This is a genomic window from Clostridium sp. KLE 1755, assembly GCF_000466465.2.
Lineage (GTDB): Bacteria > Bacillota > Clostridia > Lachnospirales > Lachnospiraceae > Eisenbergiella > Eisenbergiella porci.
This window is the reverse complement of record NZ_KE992649.1, coordinates 46296-63307: the sequence shown is the minus strand read 5'-3', so window position 1 is coordinate 63307 and position 17012 is coordinate 46296. Positions and strand designations below refer to the sequence as shown.

Genomic DNA, 17012 nt, shown 5'->3' with positions numbered 1-17012 from the left:
TGTTCCGGAGGGGGAACTGGTTAGTAAAATACTGCTAAAAATGGAGGGAAAAATGAACAGACTTCAATTTACTTTAAACTCGGAAAGCCGTCTGTTGCTTCAGGCGGACTGGGAGGGCAGTAGCTGTGACTTGTCACTGCATAATCCCACCGGGGAGCCTGTAACGGCAGGCGAAATTACCGTATACAGCGGCAGAATGATGTTTCAGTCCGATACGCCCTGTTATGGGGAAGGCTACAGTAAGCTGGCACAGTATAAGGGAACCGTGGGCGATTTTACCATGTTTGGAAAACACGGTGATCATGAGCACTATAGACTTCCTGTGAAGGAGGGATGGAACCAGTGCTACAATATGCTCCTTTTTACTCCGGCGGTTGGGGAGGCGCTGCTTCTGGGATTTGCTTCCTGCCATCGATTTGGCGGGATTTTCAGATTTAATAAGGAACAGCTGCATATCCTTTTGAATTGTGAAGACATCGTATTGCAGCCGGGGGAAACCATTGCGTTGGAGCAGTTTTTTATGGAAAGCGGCGATAAGAACAAGGTGTTGGAGGCCTTTGGCGAAGCGATCTGTAAGAACCATCCTATGCTGGAAATTAAAGAAATTCCCACAGGCTGGTGCTCCTGGCTTGTGTATGGGCCGAATATTACAGAACAAAATATCTGTGCTAATATGATGGCAATCAAAGAACGGGGACTGGCGTTAAAGTATATTCAGATTGATGATGGATATCAGCCCCATATGGGCGACTGGCTGTCTGTTACCGATAAGTTTAACGGCGGAATCAGGAAAATATGTGCAGTCATCAAAAAGGCAGGCTTTGAACCGGCGATTTGGGTTGCTCCCTTTATTGCAGAGGAAGGATCAAAGCTGTTTGGGGAGCATCCGGACTGGTTTGTAACGGATGGGGAAGGAAAGCCGCTTGCTTCCGACAGGGTGTCCTTCGGCGGCTGGAGATGCGGTCCCTGGTATATGCTGGACGGAACTCATCCTGGGGCAAGGGCATATCTGACTCATGTTTTCAGAGTGATGAAGGAAGAATGGGGAATCCGCTATTTCAAGCTGGATGCGAATATGTGGGGAGCGCTCCCCTTTGGTCGTCACCACGAGAAAAACAGAACCTGCATCGAGGCATACCGTATGGGCATGGAGGCGATTCTGGAGGGCGCTGGAAGAGACAGCTTTCTTTTGGGATGCAATGCGCCCATGTGGCCGTCCCTGGGTCTGGTTCACGGAATGAGAGTTACCAATGACAACAGCAGAAGCTATGAAAGATTTTACAGTCTGGCGCAGGAATGCTTTCACAGAAACTGGCAGCATAACCGACTCTGGATCAACGATCCGGATGCGTTTGTGCTGGAGAACCATGAAAAAGAGATGGTGGATCCTGCGGGCAGAAGAAGCCTTGTCAAAGGGAAGGTAACGGAGGATGAATTTCTCCTCTGTGCCGCCTATGTGCTGGCCTCAGGCGGCATGGCTCTGTCCGGGGATGATATCACGAAGCAGACAAGGGAGAACGATATCCGTACCAGTAAGCTGCTTCCTCCCACCGGTGTTGCAGCGCAGTTTGAGGATGAGGAATGCGAAGTGGGAAAGGCTGTGCTGTCAGAGGGCAGGGAGCTGCTGTTTTTCTTTAACTATGGAGAGGAAGAGAAGGATTATATGTTTCCAGTGAAAGAGGAATATCAGATCTCCGATTACTGGACGGAGGAAAGGCTGGAAGCATGCGGCGGAAGGCTTGTCCTGAAAAAGGTAAGACCTCATTCCGCCAGAGTTTTGGAGCTCGTCTGCCCCAATAAGCAGGAGCCTTTTAAATGTTAATCCCGGATAGGGGATATTTCATTTGTCGTATACCTCCAGCACTTCCATGATTTTATCCGTAACAATATTTTCCCCCGGAGATGCAAGGGGCGAAGAAAGCTTTTGATTTATAGGCTGAAAAACATAGCAAAAAAATGAACCTGAAACCACAGGAGATTTTGCGGATATCTGGAATATTTTGTGGAAAACCTGCTTTCCCTTGAGGAAGGACTGATGTCTTATTTTTCAGGCCACTTTTTATAGCTTTTGTGAAATTACAAATTTGCTCATTTATAGAACAGTAGAATACAATTAATAAAAGTGACGTTTGTGGCAAAAATATTTAGCGTGGCAGAGATATGGAAATAAAAGAGATGTGTAATTGGAGAGATTAATTAATCGAAAACACAATGGATTTGTTAAAATGATTACCGGTATTAGATAATGTGGGAGTTGTAGAATCCAGAGAACGAAATAAATACGGTAAGGAAGTAAGGAAACAGCTGGAAATTGATTTTATCGCCGCTATTTTACTTGGGAATTATATGATTCCTTCTAATAACGCATATACCGGCAAGTGTTCAGGTTCTCTTCATTACAACCGGGGGCTTATGAGGCTGCCATTACTGGAGAAGGCTCCTGTTATACCCGGGTCAGGGGTGTAGAGGAGCCGCTTTTTTGATATTTTGTGTTCTCCCCCCTGATTTCCTGCAAAGAATCATCATTCCTTTTAAAAATTGCCTTTGCTATACTGAATTTAACTGTCGGGAAGCATGCCCGGCGAAAAAGGAAGTATGCAAAGGAAGCATACGGATTGGGGGATATATATGAAAAACATGGATTGGTGGGAGCAGGCCAGATTCGGAATGTTTATTCATTTTGGAATCTATGCGGTAACGGAGGGCGCCTGGGAGGGCGAGGTAGTCCCCACACTGGTGGAATGGATGCAGTTCCGGAAGCAGATCCCGCTGGAACGGTATAAACAGCTGGCGGAGGGACTGACGCTGGAGAAATTTGACGCCAGGGAATACGCCCGGCTTGCCAAAGCAGCCGGAATGAAATATGTGTGTATTACCGCGAAGCATCATGACGGATTTGCCATGTATGACAGTACATACAGTGATTATAATGTCGTAAAAATGACGCCGTCCCACAGGGATGTAGTAAGGGAACTGGCGGAGGAAGTGCGCAGGGCCGGACTGAAAATGTGTGTGTACTACAGCCATGCCCTGGACTGGGAGGATCCTGACGCCTTTGGAAATACTTGGGATTATCCGGAGGCGGGTAAGGTATTCAGACAGTTTTTGGATGGAAAGTGCAAGGCTCAGCTGAAGGAGCTGCTTACGGAATATGGTGAAATAGGCATGGTATGGTTCGACATGCCCAGGGGGATGACTGTAGAGGAAAGCCGGGAAATTAAGGCATGGGTGGAAAAATTCCAGCCCGACTGCCTGGTGAGCGGAAGAATCCACATGGATCAGACAGTTGGGGATTATGGCTGTATGGGGGATAATGAGTTCCCCTCAGGCAGGCTGCCCGGACGTTGGGAAACTCCGGCTACCCTGAATAATAAATGGGGTTACAGCGCCTATGACCAGAACTGGAAAAGCCCGGAGGAGTTGCTGCGTCTGCTGATTGAGCTGTTGAGCAAGGGAATGAACTACCTGCTGAATATTGGGCCAAAGCCTGATGGTTCGATCCCGAAAGAAAGCGTGGAAATCCTGGAGGAAATGGGAAAATGGGTGAGCAGGAATGCGGAAGCTGTGTACGGCACACAGGCCACACCCTATGATTTTGATTTTCCCTGGGGAAGAATCTCCCGGAAGGGGAACAGGCTGTACCTGTATCTGTTTGAGCATATGGACAACCTGGCGCTTCCTGGCCTGGAAAATGAAGTGAAAAACGCTTATTTGATTCAGGAGAATGGAAAAGTGGAGGTACCCTTTACTGTAACGGAGGAGGATAACGGAAAACTGGTGCAGCTGCGGATTCCATCCTCCACTAATCCATGCTATGATGTAATAGGCGTGGAACTGGACGGAGAACCTGGCGTGAAGCAGGGGCTGTTCGAACTTCCTGACGGCCAGGTTTCCCTCTTTTCCCATATGGCGGCGCTTCATAAGCTGACGGACGGGGGCCATGAAAGCTCCCTGGAGGGACAGGAAGCCTCGGCCGCGGCGGAGAAGAACAATATTCTCCTGGATACGGAATTCTGTGTGGATCCCAACGGAAATATCCTGAATTGGTTTGATACAGAGAATTTTGTTTCCTGGAATTTCGAAATGAACCATACGGGAATATACGAAGTATATGTGCAGACCAGATCTGCAAAATACCAGCCCTGGGTGGGCGGGCATGAGGCAGAGGCCATATGCGGGGCGCAGAGGATAACGTCTGTGTTAGCTTGCGGAGAAAAGGTAACCAATGCCCACAGCCGTTATTTTGACGAGAAATTATCTCTTCTGGGAAGGCTGGAGCTCCAAAAGGGAAGGAATCATCTGGAGCTTCATCTGTGCAAATGTAATCCGGAAGAGAAGGCTGGTTTCCTTGTAACCAGGGTGCTCTTAAAAAGGACGGTAAAGGAACAGTAGGATACAGGGCCGCGATGGGGCGGATGAGGGGTACAGCCATATGTTCACGAAAAAGAATACTTATTACACATCAAGGAAGATTCTCATTTCCTATTTTGTTTTTCTGGTGGTTATTCCTTATATTCTGTTGAGTGTGGCGCAGGTTTTCTTTTATATCAACAGCATTAAGAGAGAAATGGTCAATCCCGGTAAGGAAATCGTGGAGCTGGTGAGCCGGTCGGTGGAAAAGCAGGTATATAATATCCAGAATTTTATGCTGACAATTGCTTCCAGCAATGAATATCGGGATCTGTTGATAAAAAGCAGTGTGGAGCAGTATGGCTTTGATCTGCATGAAAGCTATAAAAAAATGGGAGAGCTTATTACCTATAACACCATGTATAATTTGAATATCAGAGGCGTGGTGATTGTGAATGAGGAAAATAAGGTTCTGACTTATGGTGAGTCTGATTATCTGGATTTTGAAGAGGTGGACAATTCCTTTTGGTTTCATGAAACCGTGGAAGCGGGCGGCAGGCTCTGCTGGTTTACCAGGCAGGAAACGGAAGAAGGTACATCCCGGACAAGCCTGATAGCCGCCCGGAAAATCTATGATATCCAGACTCTGGAGGAAATGGGTGTACTCTATGTGGAGGTGTTGAATGATTTCTTCGATATGTCCGTGGGAGATGGGGAGCAGGAACTGATGTACCTTGCCGATGCTGCGGGGAAACCGTTGCTTACCCTGGTGCAGAATGATATTGCGCAGGACAGAGAGCTTCTGATGGAGCTGAACCGGAAGGTGATGGATGAGGGACGGAAGGAAAATGAACTCTGCAGGGTGGGGAATGAACTGTATTTTCCCGTAATATCTGAACAGAATGCACAGGGCTGGTATGTGGTGAAGATTATTCCTTCCAACCGGATAATCGCCAACATTGCCAAAAGCAGTATCCTGGGGGGCACCGTGCTGCTGTGCTGCTTCGCTTTTTTCCTGGCTATGTTCCTGGTTATTTACCGGAGGATTTCCAGGCCCCTGCAGTATCTGATCGGACTGGTGAACGAGATTAAGGCGGATCCGGAGACGGACATTGATTTGGGAAAATATCCCTGCTACGAGGCCATGCAGCTTAGTTCGGAAATTATCAATTTATCCAGGGAAAACGAGACGATCCATAATGAGCTGGAGGAAATTTCCGATGTGAAAACAAAGATAGAGCTGGACAAGCTCCAGGCGGAAATCAATCCCCATTTCATATTCAACACCCTGACGGCCCTTAAGTACATGGCACTTCAGAACCATCAGAAGGAGATTGGGGACATGATTACTGCCCTGGTGAAAATACTGCGCAGCACGGTGAACCGGGACGGCAGATTCATCACAGTGGCGGAGGAGCTGGATAATCTGAAGCAGTATATACATATCCAGAGTGTGCTGACAAAGGATAGAATCCGCTTCCTGGTGGAGGTGGATCCTGAAGTGATGGGATGCTATATGCCCAACTTCATTCTCCAGCCGCTTGTGGAGAACGCGGTAATACACGGGCTGAATCCCAGGGGCTGTGAGGGGACGGTGAGCATTGTCTTAAGGCAGCAGGAGGGAAGGATGCTCATAGAGATCACGGATGACGGCGTGGGCGTGGATCTGGAAAAAATCAGGACGGACAGCCCGGTGCATGTAAAGGGAAAGGGACTATCCAATATTGCCCTGCCCGGTGTGATTAAGAAGATAGAGCTGCTGTATGCAGGAGAGGGGAGCTTTTGTATCGCGCCTGTGGAAACAGGAGGGACGAGGGTGACTATTGTTTTGCCGATGAGGTTTGATAATTGGGAGATGGGATCAGATGATAAGGGTTATACTGGTGGATGATGAACCTTTCCTGCTACAAATGCTGGAGAGCTCCATCGCATGGGAACAATATGGCATGTCCATTATTGGGACCTTCTACAACGGAAAGCAGGCGCTGGAATATATCCGGGAGAACGAGGTGGATGCGGTTATTTGCGACATCATGATGCCGGTGATGGACGGCATGGCATTGCTGCGGGAATTAAAGCGCATGGACTATCCGGCGGAATTTGTGGTGCTCAGCGCTTATCGGGATTTTGAGCTGGTGAGGGATTTCTTCCGGGTGGGGATTTTTGACTATCTGACGAAAATCGATATAGATTCCCCACAGACAGCGGAGGTATTGTCCCGGCTGTCCCTGGAAATTAAAATGAAAAAAAGCGCCGGGAATACGGAGCAGCCCCTGGCTTCCCGTCTCCGGATGCTGTTGCAGGAGGCGGAGGGAAGGGAACAGGAGCGCGTCCGGCTGATGCTTTTGCGCATTGTAAACAAAAGCTATTTATCGGAATTTAATGCTTTTATCGGCCGCTTTTCCACGGAGAGAAAATACAATACCGGACAGGGGGAGGCCATATTTCTTTTTGCAGATCAGCAGGCATCCCAAAGGAAGATGGAGCAGATTGCAGATGAAATGAAACGGATGCCCTATCGTATTCTGGGAGGATCCAGCACGGCGGATTATCCGGAACGGATGGAGGTGCTTCTGGAGGAAGCGGAAAAGGCGGTGAACTATTCCTTCTATTCTGATGAACCAGTTATTTCCTATGTAGATATCCCGGCAAGGGAGAGTAATGTGCAGGCGTTGGAGCCGGTGGCCCTGGATATGTGCAGGCATTATATCAAAAACAATCTTTCCCAGGGTGACAGGAATAATGTCAGGGATAAGATCCTGGATGTCCTGGAGGCGTACCGTAAGTGGAATATGCCCTATTCCGAATTAAAGGAGGGGATCAGGGAGCTTCTGCTCTATCTGAATTACCAGCTCCGGGATGCGGGTATGCCTGAATCTGTGCTGGAGGAAAAGACGGAGAACGTCTTTGCGCTCCTGGAGGAAAACGACGAGTACAATAAAATGAAGTCCTTGCTAAGGGAGCATCTGCAGATGCTGTGTTCCATTGATCCCCAGAGTGGGACGGAGGGACTGGTGGAGAGAATACGCCTATATATTGATGCCAATTACGACAAGGAGCTGGATTTGAAGAGTATTGCCAGGAAATTCGGCATCAGCGGCAATTACCTGAGCAGAATCTTCGTGAAGGAAAATGGTATTACCTTCAAACGTTACGTGAATGCCCTGAAAATAGATAAGGCCAAAGAATATCTGGGCGGGACAGCCCTGCGGATCGGCGAAATCTGTGAACGACTGGGCTACCACAATGTGGAGCATTTTTCCAGGCTGTTCAAGGATGAAACGGGTTTTTCCCCATCAGAGTATCGTAATATGGGGAAAAATGAAAATATGGCAAAAGTGACAAAATGACAACTTAATATTTGGTAAAACAAACGGCATATGGAAATGTTTTCTAAAAGAAACATAAATATATGCCGTTTTATGTTGCGTGTATTGTTATATGGTACAAAAAATGACACAAAACATCAAATTCATGCAATATTTTATCATTCAAATAAATAGGAAAATATTTATAATGGAACATGAAACAAAACGAACCTATCATTTGTAAAGGAGTAGTGGGGTATGAAAAAGAAAAAGGTATTGGCATTAGTACTTGCGGTTGCCACTCTGTTGGGCGGCTGCGGCAAAGCTCCTGCAGAAACTGCGGGAAATACGGCTGCGGAAAAGGAAAGCGGCGCGGCATCCACAACGGCAGCGGAAAGCACAGGATCTGAGGCAGCTGCGGGAGAAGAGGGCGGCGAGCCCATGGAGCTGGAGTGTATGGTGGATCTGTCCACCGACGATAAAGTATATGAAAACAGCCTCCTGATTAAGGAAATCGAGAAGGAACTGAATGTAAAGATAAAGCTCATTCCGGAGCCGACAGGAACCGCAGATGATATAAGGAAGGCAATGAACCTGCAGATTGCGTCCGGTGATTTCCCTGATTTTATCCCGAACGTAAAATTCCCTGATTATTATGCTTACGCACAGCAGGGGCTGCTGGCTGAAATCCCGGTGGATATGATTAAGAGTGAAGCACCCACAATCGCAAGCTGGATTGAGGACAACCTGTATGGTGAAAGCTCCTGGGATTATTATGCAATTGACGGTAAGAACTACATCGTTCCCAGTATCTGGACCATTGGGCCTGCCTTCAACACCATGGTTATCCGTCAGGATATGCTGGAGGAAGCCGGAGTAACCAAGCTTCCCGATACCCTGGAGGAGTGGGAGGCTGCGCTGCTGAAAATAAAAGAAACAAAGAATATTGCCCCTATGATGGGAGCAGCAGGCTTCAAGGGGATTTATGACTGTGTATTCGGCGCATTCGGCCTGTATCCTCAGATTTTCACAGAAAAAGACGGCAAGGTAGTCTACGGCGCTGTGGAACCGGAAGCAAAGCAGGCGCTGGAGGTATTGCACCGCTGGTATGAGGAAGGACTGATTGATCCTGAATTCGTAATCGATGACGAGACAAAGAAGCGTGAAAAATGGACCGCTGAAAAGGCTGCTGTAACCACAGGCGCATTCTACCATGCAATTACAGGAGAAGCCTATTGGGGCGGAAAATATTATGACCCTCTTATGGAGAAGAATCCCAATGCCAAGGTGGTTACCATTCTCCCTCCCGCAGGGCCTGACGGAGAAAGAGGCGTGGGACAGGACAGTCCGATCGTAAACGCAGGTGTTGTATTCAGTAAGGAACTGGAAAGCCAGCCTGAAAAGTTAAAGAAATACCTTCAGCTTTGCGATTATATGCTGAAGGAACAGAAGAAACTGACCATTGGTACGGAAGGCGAGACTTACCAGCTGGATGCTAATGGAAATGTGGAATGGCTGCCTCCCTATGATGATATGGAGACAAGAAAAGAGTATGGGCTTTCTACCTCCGACGTGGTGGACGGATTCTGCGATTATGACATTGATTTCGAATTAAAGCCTGCCCAGTATGCGGATGTGAGAGAGGCAGCAATCAGCAATTGTGTTGGCAAATATGATGTTTTAGGCCCTGCGCCCAGACCGGTTTACCAGGAGAAGAAGGAAGCCCTGGAAAGAATCGTATCCAAGAATCTGATTGATTTCATCACAGGAGACAGGGATCTGGCCGAATTTGATGCTTTCGTGGAAGAATGGAATGCGGCAGGCGGTACGGAGGTTATGGAAGAGGCTCAGGTTTATTTTGAAAAGCTCGGCCTGAATAACGTAACATGGGGCGAAAAATAATTAGCAGAGCAGCCTGATATCGCGGGTTCCCGGCGGTAATTATGCAGCAGGCGATGGAATTGGAGGAAAGAAATTATGAAAGCGGCCATCCAGAAGCGTTCTTCGTTTCATGAAGTAATGAAACACAGACAGTTATACAGCTTGATGCTGCCGGGACTGGCGTTGTTAATAGTATTTATGTACATTCCCATGGTAGGTATAGTCATAGCCTTTAAGGACTATACCTTCGTGGGAGGGATCTTTGGCAGTGAGTGGGTCGGACTGAAGCATTTCCAGAAGACATTTACAGATCCCTATTTTTACCAGGTGTTGGGGAATACACTGATAATCAGCGCTTATAAGCTGCTTTTCAACTTTGTGACACCGGTGGTATTTGCGGTTCTGTTAAACGAAATAACAAACCAGAAGTTTAAAAAGCTGGTACAGACCACCTCTTATCTGCCGTACTTTATCTCATGGATTGTACTGTCGGGGATCGTTTCCTCCGTGCTGTCCATGGACGGAATTGTGAATACCATTTATAGCTTTTTTGGAGGGACGCCCAAGTCCTTCCTGACAGACGAAAGTATTTTCAGGGGAATCCTGATTATATCGGATGTGTGGAAAACCTTTGGCTGGAACGCTATCGTTTATTTGGCGGCGATTACGGGTATTGATCCGACGCTGTATGAAGCGGCCAGGGTGGACGGTGCGTCCCGTTTCCGGAGGATTGTCAGCATTACCATTCCCTCCATTATGCCTGTTATCTGCATCATGTTAATTCTTAATTCGGCAAGCATCCTGAATGCAGGTTTTGATCAAGTATTTAATATGTACAATACGAACGTTATGGATGTGGCGGACATTATTGATACCTATGTATACCGGAAGGGTATTGAGGACCTGCAGTACAGCTATTCCACTGCCATCGGATTGTTCAAATCCATCGTATGTATGGTGCTGATGCTGGTAAGCAATACTGCTGTGAGAAAAATGGGAGGGGAGGACTACGCGTTATGGTGAGCAGAGAAAAGTCCGGAAGGCACCAGCCGAGGGCGCCAAAGCAGAAGTTTAAAAAGTCAATGGGCGATCGGCTGTTTGACGGATTCAATGTGTTATTTATGCTGTTTATCCTGTTCGTAACCCTGTATCCCTTCTGGGAGCAGCTGGTTATGTCCTTCAGCAGCGGTTATGCGGTATATGAGGGCGGAATCAAGCTTTGGCCCAAGCAGTTCTCGCTGGAGGCCTTCCAGGTGGCCTTTGATTATGACGCCATCTGGGTTGGCTACCGGAATACAATTTTCAGGGCAATTATCGGAACAGCCTTCAGCCTGATGGTATCGGCAATGCTGGCTTATCCTCTTTCCAAGAAGCATCTGCCGGCGCGCAGGTTTTTTACCACGATGTTGATTTTTACCATGATTTTTTCAGGAGGGCTGATTCCTTCTTACCTGTTGATTCAGCAGCTGCATCTGTTTGATACCTTCTGGGCGCTGATTCTGCCTACGGCGGTTGTTCCCTGGAATATTTTTGTACTGCGTAACTTCTTCATGTCCATTCCTACGGAGATTGAGGAATCGGTGCAGGTAGACGGCGGCGGCTGGTATACTATTTTCTTTAAATTTGTATTGCCTCTTTCCAAGCCGGTGCTGGCTACAGTGGGACTGTGGATTATGGTGAGCCACTGGAATGCATGGCTGGATGCGCTGCTGTATGTGCGTGATCCTGCAAAGCAGGTGCTGCAGATTATATTGAGAAACATTCTGGTGGTAAATGATATGACGGATATCAACAATGTAATGAACGAGGCCAGCAGGGGCGTTGATCTCACAGGGCCTACGCTGAAGGCGGCAGTGGTTATGATGAGTATCCTTCCGATGTTAATCATTTATCCGTTTATCCAAAAGTATTTTACAAAGGGTGTTATGGTTGGATCGGTAAAGGGATAGATTTTTTACCAATTGAACGGTATTTGTGGCTGGGGTATATTAATATAGTGAAAAATCCATGACAGAATCTTTTCGTGAGATATGTCGTGGATTTTTTCATAAACAGGTGAAAAAATGCAGAAGAGTCAAATGCGGAAAGACCCTGAATAAAAAGGAGAAAACAGAGACAATGGATGAAAATAAGGTGACAGATACGATGGATGGGGAGAGTTTTTTTAAGGGACAGCCCAATATTTTATGGATTATGGCGGATCAGCATAAGGCGACGGCCTTATCCTGCCTGGGAGAGGAGGCGCTGAAAAAGGATCTGACCCCCAATCTGGATTCCCTGGCAGCAGACGGCATTCTTTTTCCCAATGCCTATTGCCCTTCTCCGGTTTGTGGACCAGCCAGGGCTGCCATGAAAACAGGGAAATATCCCCCGGCTACAGGGATGGTAAAGAATTTGCGGCCGCTTCGGGAAAACAACGCCTATTTGCCCGCTCTGTTGCGGGATTCCGGCTATGAAACCGGTATGGCCGGAAAGCTGCACCTGTTTCCTGCGGATAGGGATTATGGCTTTGAGGTACGTCATCTCAGTGATGCGCCTTATTCCGTTTACGGGAATGAGGATAAATATTCGGAGTATATCAAATGGCTGCGGGACAATTATTTTGATGCAAAGGGGATCGATCCGGTAAAGATTTTTGATGAGGATGAGGCTTCTTATGATGAGGACATCAAGCGCTTTATGATGGGCTCTTGCTTTCGGGAAGAGGAGGAGCATGAAACTGCGTGGACGACAAAGCGTACCCTGGAATTTCTGGAAAACCGGGATCAAAAGAGACCGTTTTTCTTCTACACTTCCTATTTCGGCCCGCATCAGCCCTACGGCGTCCCAAAGCCCTATGCGGATTATTATTCTCCGGAGGACATCACGCTGCCGGAATCATTTTACCAGGAATACAGAGAAAAATCACCGTTGTTTCAGGAGAATTGCGGCGTGCTGTACCATCATCTGCGGGACAGCTTAAGCGAGGCGGACTGCAGGGAGCTGATTGCTGCCTATTTGAACCAGGTACGGATGATTGATGCATATATTGGAAAACTTCTGCGTTGTCTGAAGGAAAAGGGGCTGTATGATAAGACCATGATCATATATTCCTCGGATCACGGGGAGAACCTGGGGGAGCATGGACTTTTTTTTAAGAGCCAGATGTATGATTCCTGTGCGAAGGTTCCTCTGATTATCAAGCCGGCGGCCTATGGAGACTGCGGGGCTGGAGAGCCGCCCTGCCAAAGACAGGAAATTGTGAATACTGTTGACCTTTTTGCCACGGTCCTGGAGACGGCGGGATTGGACTGGCAGTCCCTTGCGGCGGCGACTCCGGACATTGAGAGCCGGAGTATGAAGGAACTGCTTTACAGGGGGAAAGCCGGAGAAGCCGTGGGGAGAAAAACAAACTGGGAGAACCGGACATATTCCATCGTGGGTTTTCAGCGGGATAAAGCGCTGTGTATGCTGCGGGAGGGCGACTGGAAGCTGATCCGGCTGGCCCATGGGCCACAGGAGGCTATTTACGAGCTGTACCATATGACGGAGGATCCTAAGGAAATGGAAGATCTGTATCCCGGACGGAAGGAGGATGCGTTGGTGAAGCAGATGAAGGAAAGGCTGGATTGCTGGTTCAGGCGGCAGTATGCGAATTATCCGGTTACTGTTTAGCAGGCTTGCAGGCGCTCTCGCGGATGGACAAGGGAATTCCTGTTGGGCATTGTGTCTGCGCCAGGATGATATAATAGTACCTGCCTGATTCCAATTAATGATATTTATTTAATAAAATGAAATACATTTTTAATAGTTTCTGCTATTATAAATAAATAGGAATATGCATCGGGGATAACTTGGGATATGCAGGGGGGAAAAGTATGAAATACAGAACGCGGATGGCGCTTTATTTCTGTATCATAATTTTAATGATTGCAGTTGGACTGGGAACTATAAATTATTGGAACAGCAGACAGATGGTGATGCAGAATGCCAGGCTGCGGGCGGATGATACCCTGCTTCAGCTGAAAAATACAAATGACCTGCTGCTGGAAAATCTGGGTCAGTCATTAAAGGCGTTTTCCAGTTATCCGGAACTGGAACTGTTTGCTTCCAATTATAATATGATTACGGACTATAAGGCGAAGCAGGCAGTGTTTGACAGGGTTTCGGGGATTCTCAATATGAATCAGTATTTTACCTCCTGCTATGTATATTACCCATCGCAGAAAACAGTTATTGATGTAAATACATACACATCCAGCTATAAGCCGCTTAGTGCCTGCAGTAATTTCAGGCTCATTGAGATGGCGGCGGCAGAGTATGAAAAGGGGAAGGATGTTCCGGGAAATAATATGTTCTGCGTAACGCTGGCAGGCGGGGGAAAAGAGTGGGTTATGGTAGTGCCGGTACGTTATTCTTCCCAAATCGTAGAACCCCCGCTCCTTATTGTTACGGTAGACGGTTCCTATTTTTTTCAGAGCCTGAAAACTGTGGAAAATTCCCGCAAAGCTGAGGTTTATATTGCCAATAATGAACTTATCTGGATAGACAGACAGCCAGAGGAGGACATATTGTCCCGGTTTAAGGAAGAAAGCGCAGGCGAGGAATCGGGGAATTTTGTCTGCAGGAAAGAGGACGGAAATTATATGGCGGCCTATATGGTTTCCGGGGAATCCGGCTGGAGCTATATTTATATGGTGCCGCTGGACAGTGCTTATGAGAAGATTACTGTGCTGGCTTTTACATCCGGGGCGGCGGTTCTGCTGTGTGCACTGGCAGGGATTCTTGTATCCGGCTATCTGTCCGGCAGGCTTTATAAGCCGATCGATGCTCTGTTCAGACAGCTGAAGAATAATGAACAAATTGTCCGGAATTCTTTTCTTAAGCAGCTGCTGGAAAATGAACTTGAACTGTATGATTCTGTTTATGAAAATTTTAGCTTGTATCATATAGACTTCAAGGAAAATATGAGATACACGGTGGCGGTTCTCACAGCAGAATGGGAAGGGGAGAGGCTTCCGGCGCAGACGGCGCATCAGGAACAGCTGAGGCTGCTTGGAGGGATGGAACAGGCTGTCCGTGCTGCAATTTCGAAGCAGGAACCCGGGATTCATGTAGAAATCGTGAAAATGAATGAACGGGAACTGGCTCTTGTTATAGGGCTTGATGAAGAAAGGGCGGATAAGGATGCGATAGAGTTGCTGCTTGCCGGTATTCTTGATAGAACAGAGCATACAGGGAATTGTAATGCAGCTATCGGTTACAGTGTGTCGTCTCTGGATGCAGCAAAAATCCCGTTCCTTTATAAACAGGCAAAATCTGCCCTGGAATATCAGTTTATACTCACGGATTCCCGAATCATTGGATTTTCAGAGCTTCCGTCTAATGTTGCCGACAGCTGCAGATATCCATGGAATACGGAAAAAGTAATCTTGTCCGCATTAAGGCAGGGACTTTCTGAGGAAGTAAAAACAGGCCTGGAGGATTTTTCATCCTTCCTTTTGGAACATGTGAAAAATGTGGAGCAGATCAGGCTGATGTTCGCCCATTTATGTACAGATATTTTACAGGCGGCTGAAGAAATGCGTTGGGGAGATGCTCCGGAGGCGCTGCCGGCGGATCTGTATAATGAAATAATGACATCAGCCAGTATATCGGATATCGTAGCATACCTGAAACATTTCTGCGAAGCTCTTTGCGAGGAAGCCAGGCTAAAGAAAACAGGCAGGGAAAATAAGATTGCCGCTGCCGCGGCTGCGTATCTGGATAAAAATTTTGCATCCAGCAATATGGATTTGGAGCAGCTTTCCGTGGAGGTTGGTTTCAGTGTTTCCTATATCAGCAAGATGTTTAAGGCTTATACAGGAATTCCTGTAAAAGAATATATTACCCAAAAAAGAATAGCAATGGCCAGTGAGCTTCTTTTGAATACCGGGAAAAAGGTCTGGGAGGTAGGAGAGGCAGTGGGATATGACCAGCAGCGTTCTTTTATTGAAATTTTTAAAAAGTACAGGGGCATGACGCCGTCGGAATACCGGAGAGAGGGGAAAAAAGCGGATGAAGCACAAAAATAAAAAAACTCTTTTGGCAGTGATAATTCTTCTGGCGGTTCTGGCGGCAGGTATGGCCGGTACCGGCTGCGGCGCTCCGGAACAGGAAAGAGAGAAGCAGCTACAGGCAGGTGCTCAGGGCATACCGGATAGTATCTGGGAGGATCAGACGTTTGCTTATTTTCAGGAAAATCCGGTGAATAACGGGGAACCGGTAGAACTTACCATGTGGGTAAATGAGGATTGGAAGGAGAGTTATTCCTATCTGATTGAACAATATCGGAAGTACAGGCCGAATGTGGAAATAAAGCTTACATGCTTTCCCTGGAAAAGCTATTGGATAAAGCTGCGGCTGGCGATGGAAAATGGAAATGGTCCGGACATATTCCACATGCATAATGGTTATGGAAAGGACTTTAAGGAATATATGAGCGCTCTTCCGGCAGAAATTTTCGGAGAAGATGGTATGGAGAAGGCAATATCCCAGCCGCCGGGAATCCATATAGATGGGGAATTATATTTTGTGGGCCTGGGGAGCGCTACCGGCGGGATTTTCTATAACAAACAAATGTGGAGGAATGCTGGGTTGACAGAGGATGATATTCCGCTTACCTGGGACGAACTGAAGCAGACGGCGGGAAAACTGACAGAATATGACGCTTCCGGGAATATTATTGTGGACGGTTTTAATTTCAACGGAGAAACGCAGAGTCTTCTGTTTGCCATGCAGGCACAAAAGGGGATGTCCGTATTTTCCCAGGACGGACAGCAATTCCGGCTGAATAATCCGGAGAATATGGAAAATCTGGACTATATCAATTCTTTATGTAATGAGGAAAGGGTATGCAGGACTTTTGAAGCGCCTGCCAATGAATTGCTGGGGACGGGAGAGGCTGCCATGATTTATGGATGGTCGTGGGTGGCAAATTATCTGGAACAGAATTATCCGGAAGTGGAATATGGCTTTTTCAGGACTCCATCCTGGGAAGAAAATGTGCCGCCTGCCTATGATTATAATAATTATGAAAGCAGCTTCGCGCTGAACCGTCAGGCAGGGCAGGAAAAGCAGGAGGCGGCTGTTGATCTGCTTCTTTTTTATCTCTGCAACGATGACGTGTTGATTCGCACGGCCAGGCAGGCGCAAATCGTCCCTGCCAAGGAATCGCTCCTCAGGCAGCATATGGAGGAACTGGGAGATGTAATACGGATACAGTCCTCTTATATTGACCGGACTGCTTTTAAAGGAGTGGTGCCGGAAGCGGTATATGCATATTTGACTCCTCTGATGAATCAGGAACTGTGGGAACAGGGCAATGACAGGAAAGCTATGCTTGAAAATTTGGATAATGAGGTAAGCCGGATATTAAAAAGCTATCAGTTTGAACCGCAGTTAATTCATTATGAGTATTATGAAGAATTCACCAGACAGAATCAGTAACTGGTT

10 protein-coding genes are annotated in these 17012 nt (G+C 47.2%); all 10 read left to right on the top strand.

Translation table 11 applies throughout. The features are described 5' to 3' along the window. Positions 1–52 precede the first annotated feature (52 nt). On the top strand, positions 53–1822 hold the full coding sequence (locus tag HMPREF1548_RS01360) for a glycoside hydrolase family 36 protein (RefSeq protein ID WP_198168599.1): 1770 nt from the start codon (positions 53–55) through the stop codon (positions 1820–1822). 806 nt (positions 1823–2628) lie between these two features. Further along, positions 2629–4392 (top strand): alpha-L-fucosidase, encoded by a 1764-nt coding sequence (locus HMPREF1548_RS01350; RefSeq protein WP_198168598.1) that lies wholly within the window; start codon positions 2629–2631, stop codon positions 4390–4392. Positions 4393–4432: 40 nt separating this feature from the next. After that, positions 4433–6241, top strand: a complete 1809-nt coding sequence (locus HMPREF1548_RS01345) for a sensor histidine kinase (RefSeq protein ID WP_021633853.1) — start codon at positions 4433–4435, stop codon at positions 6239–6241. Next, entirely contained in the window at positions 6216–7700 is a 1485-nt protein-coding gene (locus HMPREF1548_RS01340) for a response regulator transcription factor (RefSeq protein WP_021633852.1), read from the top strand. Before HMPREF1548_RS01345 ends, HMPREF1548_RS01340 begins: the two co-directional genes overlap by 26 nt. A gap of 216 nt (positions 7701–7916) precedes the next feature. Continuing rightward, positions 7917–9560 carry a type 2 periplasmic-binding domain-containing protein gene (locus HMPREF1548_RS01335; RefSeq protein ID WP_021633851.1) on the top strand — a complete coding sequence of 548 codons (1644 nt, stop codon included), beginning with the start codon at positions 7917–7919 and terminating at the stop codon, positions 9558–9560. Positions 9561–9635: 75 nt separating this feature from the next. Next, on the top strand, positions 9636–10562 hold the full coding sequence (locus HMPREF1548_RS01330; RefSeq protein WP_021633850.1) for an ABC transporter permease: 927 nt from the start codon (positions 9636–9638) through the stop codon (positions 10560–10562). Beyond that, positions 10556–11488, top strand: a complete 933-nt coding sequence (locus HMPREF1548_RS01325; protein WP_021633849.1) for a carbohydrate ABC transporter permease — start codon at positions 10556–10558, stop codon at positions 11486–11488. The genes HMPREF1548_RS01330 and HMPREF1548_RS01325 overlap by 7 nt, the downstream gene beginning before the upstream one ends. A gap of 169 nt (positions 11489–11657) precedes the next feature. Next, positions 11658–13193, top strand: coding sequence for a sulfatase family protein (locus HMPREF1548_RS01320; RefSeq protein ID WP_198168597.1), 1536 nt, complete (start codon positions 11658–11660; stop codon positions 13191–13193). 203 nt (positions 13194–13396) lie between these two features. Further along, a complete protein-coding gene (locus HMPREF1548_RS01315) occupies positions 13397–15592 on the top strand; it encodes a helix-turn-helix transcriptional regulator (RefSeq protein ID WP_035320551.1) in 2196 nt (731 codons plus the stop codon). Continuing rightward, entirely contained in the window at positions 15576–17006 is a 1431-nt protein-coding gene (locus HMPREF1548_RS01310) for an ABC transporter substrate-binding protein (protein WP_021633846.1), read from the top strand. The genes HMPREF1548_RS01315 and HMPREF1548_RS01310 overlap by 17 nt, the downstream gene beginning before the upstream one ends. Positions 17007–17012 lie beyond the last annotated feature (6 nt).

Coding starts and splice junctions, on each gene's coding strand:
- HMPREF1548_RS01360 (WP_198168599.1), top strand. CDS start 53: ATGAACAGACTTCAATTTACTTTAAACTCGGAAAGCCGTCTGTTGCTT.
- HMPREF1548_RS01350 (WP_198168598.1), top strand. CDS start 2,629: ATGAAAAACATGGATTGGTGGGAGCAGGCCAGATTCGGAATGTTTATT.
- HMPREF1548_RS01345 (WP_021633853.1), top strand. CDS start 4,433: ATGTTCACGAAAAAGAATACTTATTACACATCAAGGAAGATTCTCATT.
- HMPREF1548_RS01340 (WP_021633852.1), top strand. CDS start 6,216: ATGATAAGGGTTATACTGGTGGATGATGAACCTTTCCTGCTACAAATG.
- HMPREF1548_RS01335 (WP_021633851.1), top strand. CDS start 7,917: ATGAAAAAGAAAAAGGTATTGGCATTAGTACTTGCGGTTGCCACTCTG.
- HMPREF1548_RS01330 (WP_021633850.1), top strand. CDS start 9,636: ATGAAAGCGGCCATCCAGAAGCGTTCTTCGTTTCATGAAGTAATGAAA.
- HMPREF1548_RS01325 (WP_021633849.1), top strand. CDS start 10,556: ATGGTGAGCAGAGAAAAGTCCGGAAGGCACCAGCCGAGGGCGCCAAAG.
- HMPREF1548_RS01320 (WP_198168597.1), top strand. CDS start 11,658: ATGGATGAAAATAAGGTGACAGATACGATGGATGGGGAGAGTTTTTTT.
- HMPREF1548_RS01315 (WP_035320551.1), top strand. CDS start 13,397: ATGAAATACAGAACGCGGATGGCGCTTTATTTCTGTATCATAATTTTA.
- HMPREF1548_RS01310 (WP_021633846.1), top strand. CDS start 15,576: ATGAAGCACAAAAATAAAAAAACTCTTTTGGCAGTGATAATTCTTCTG.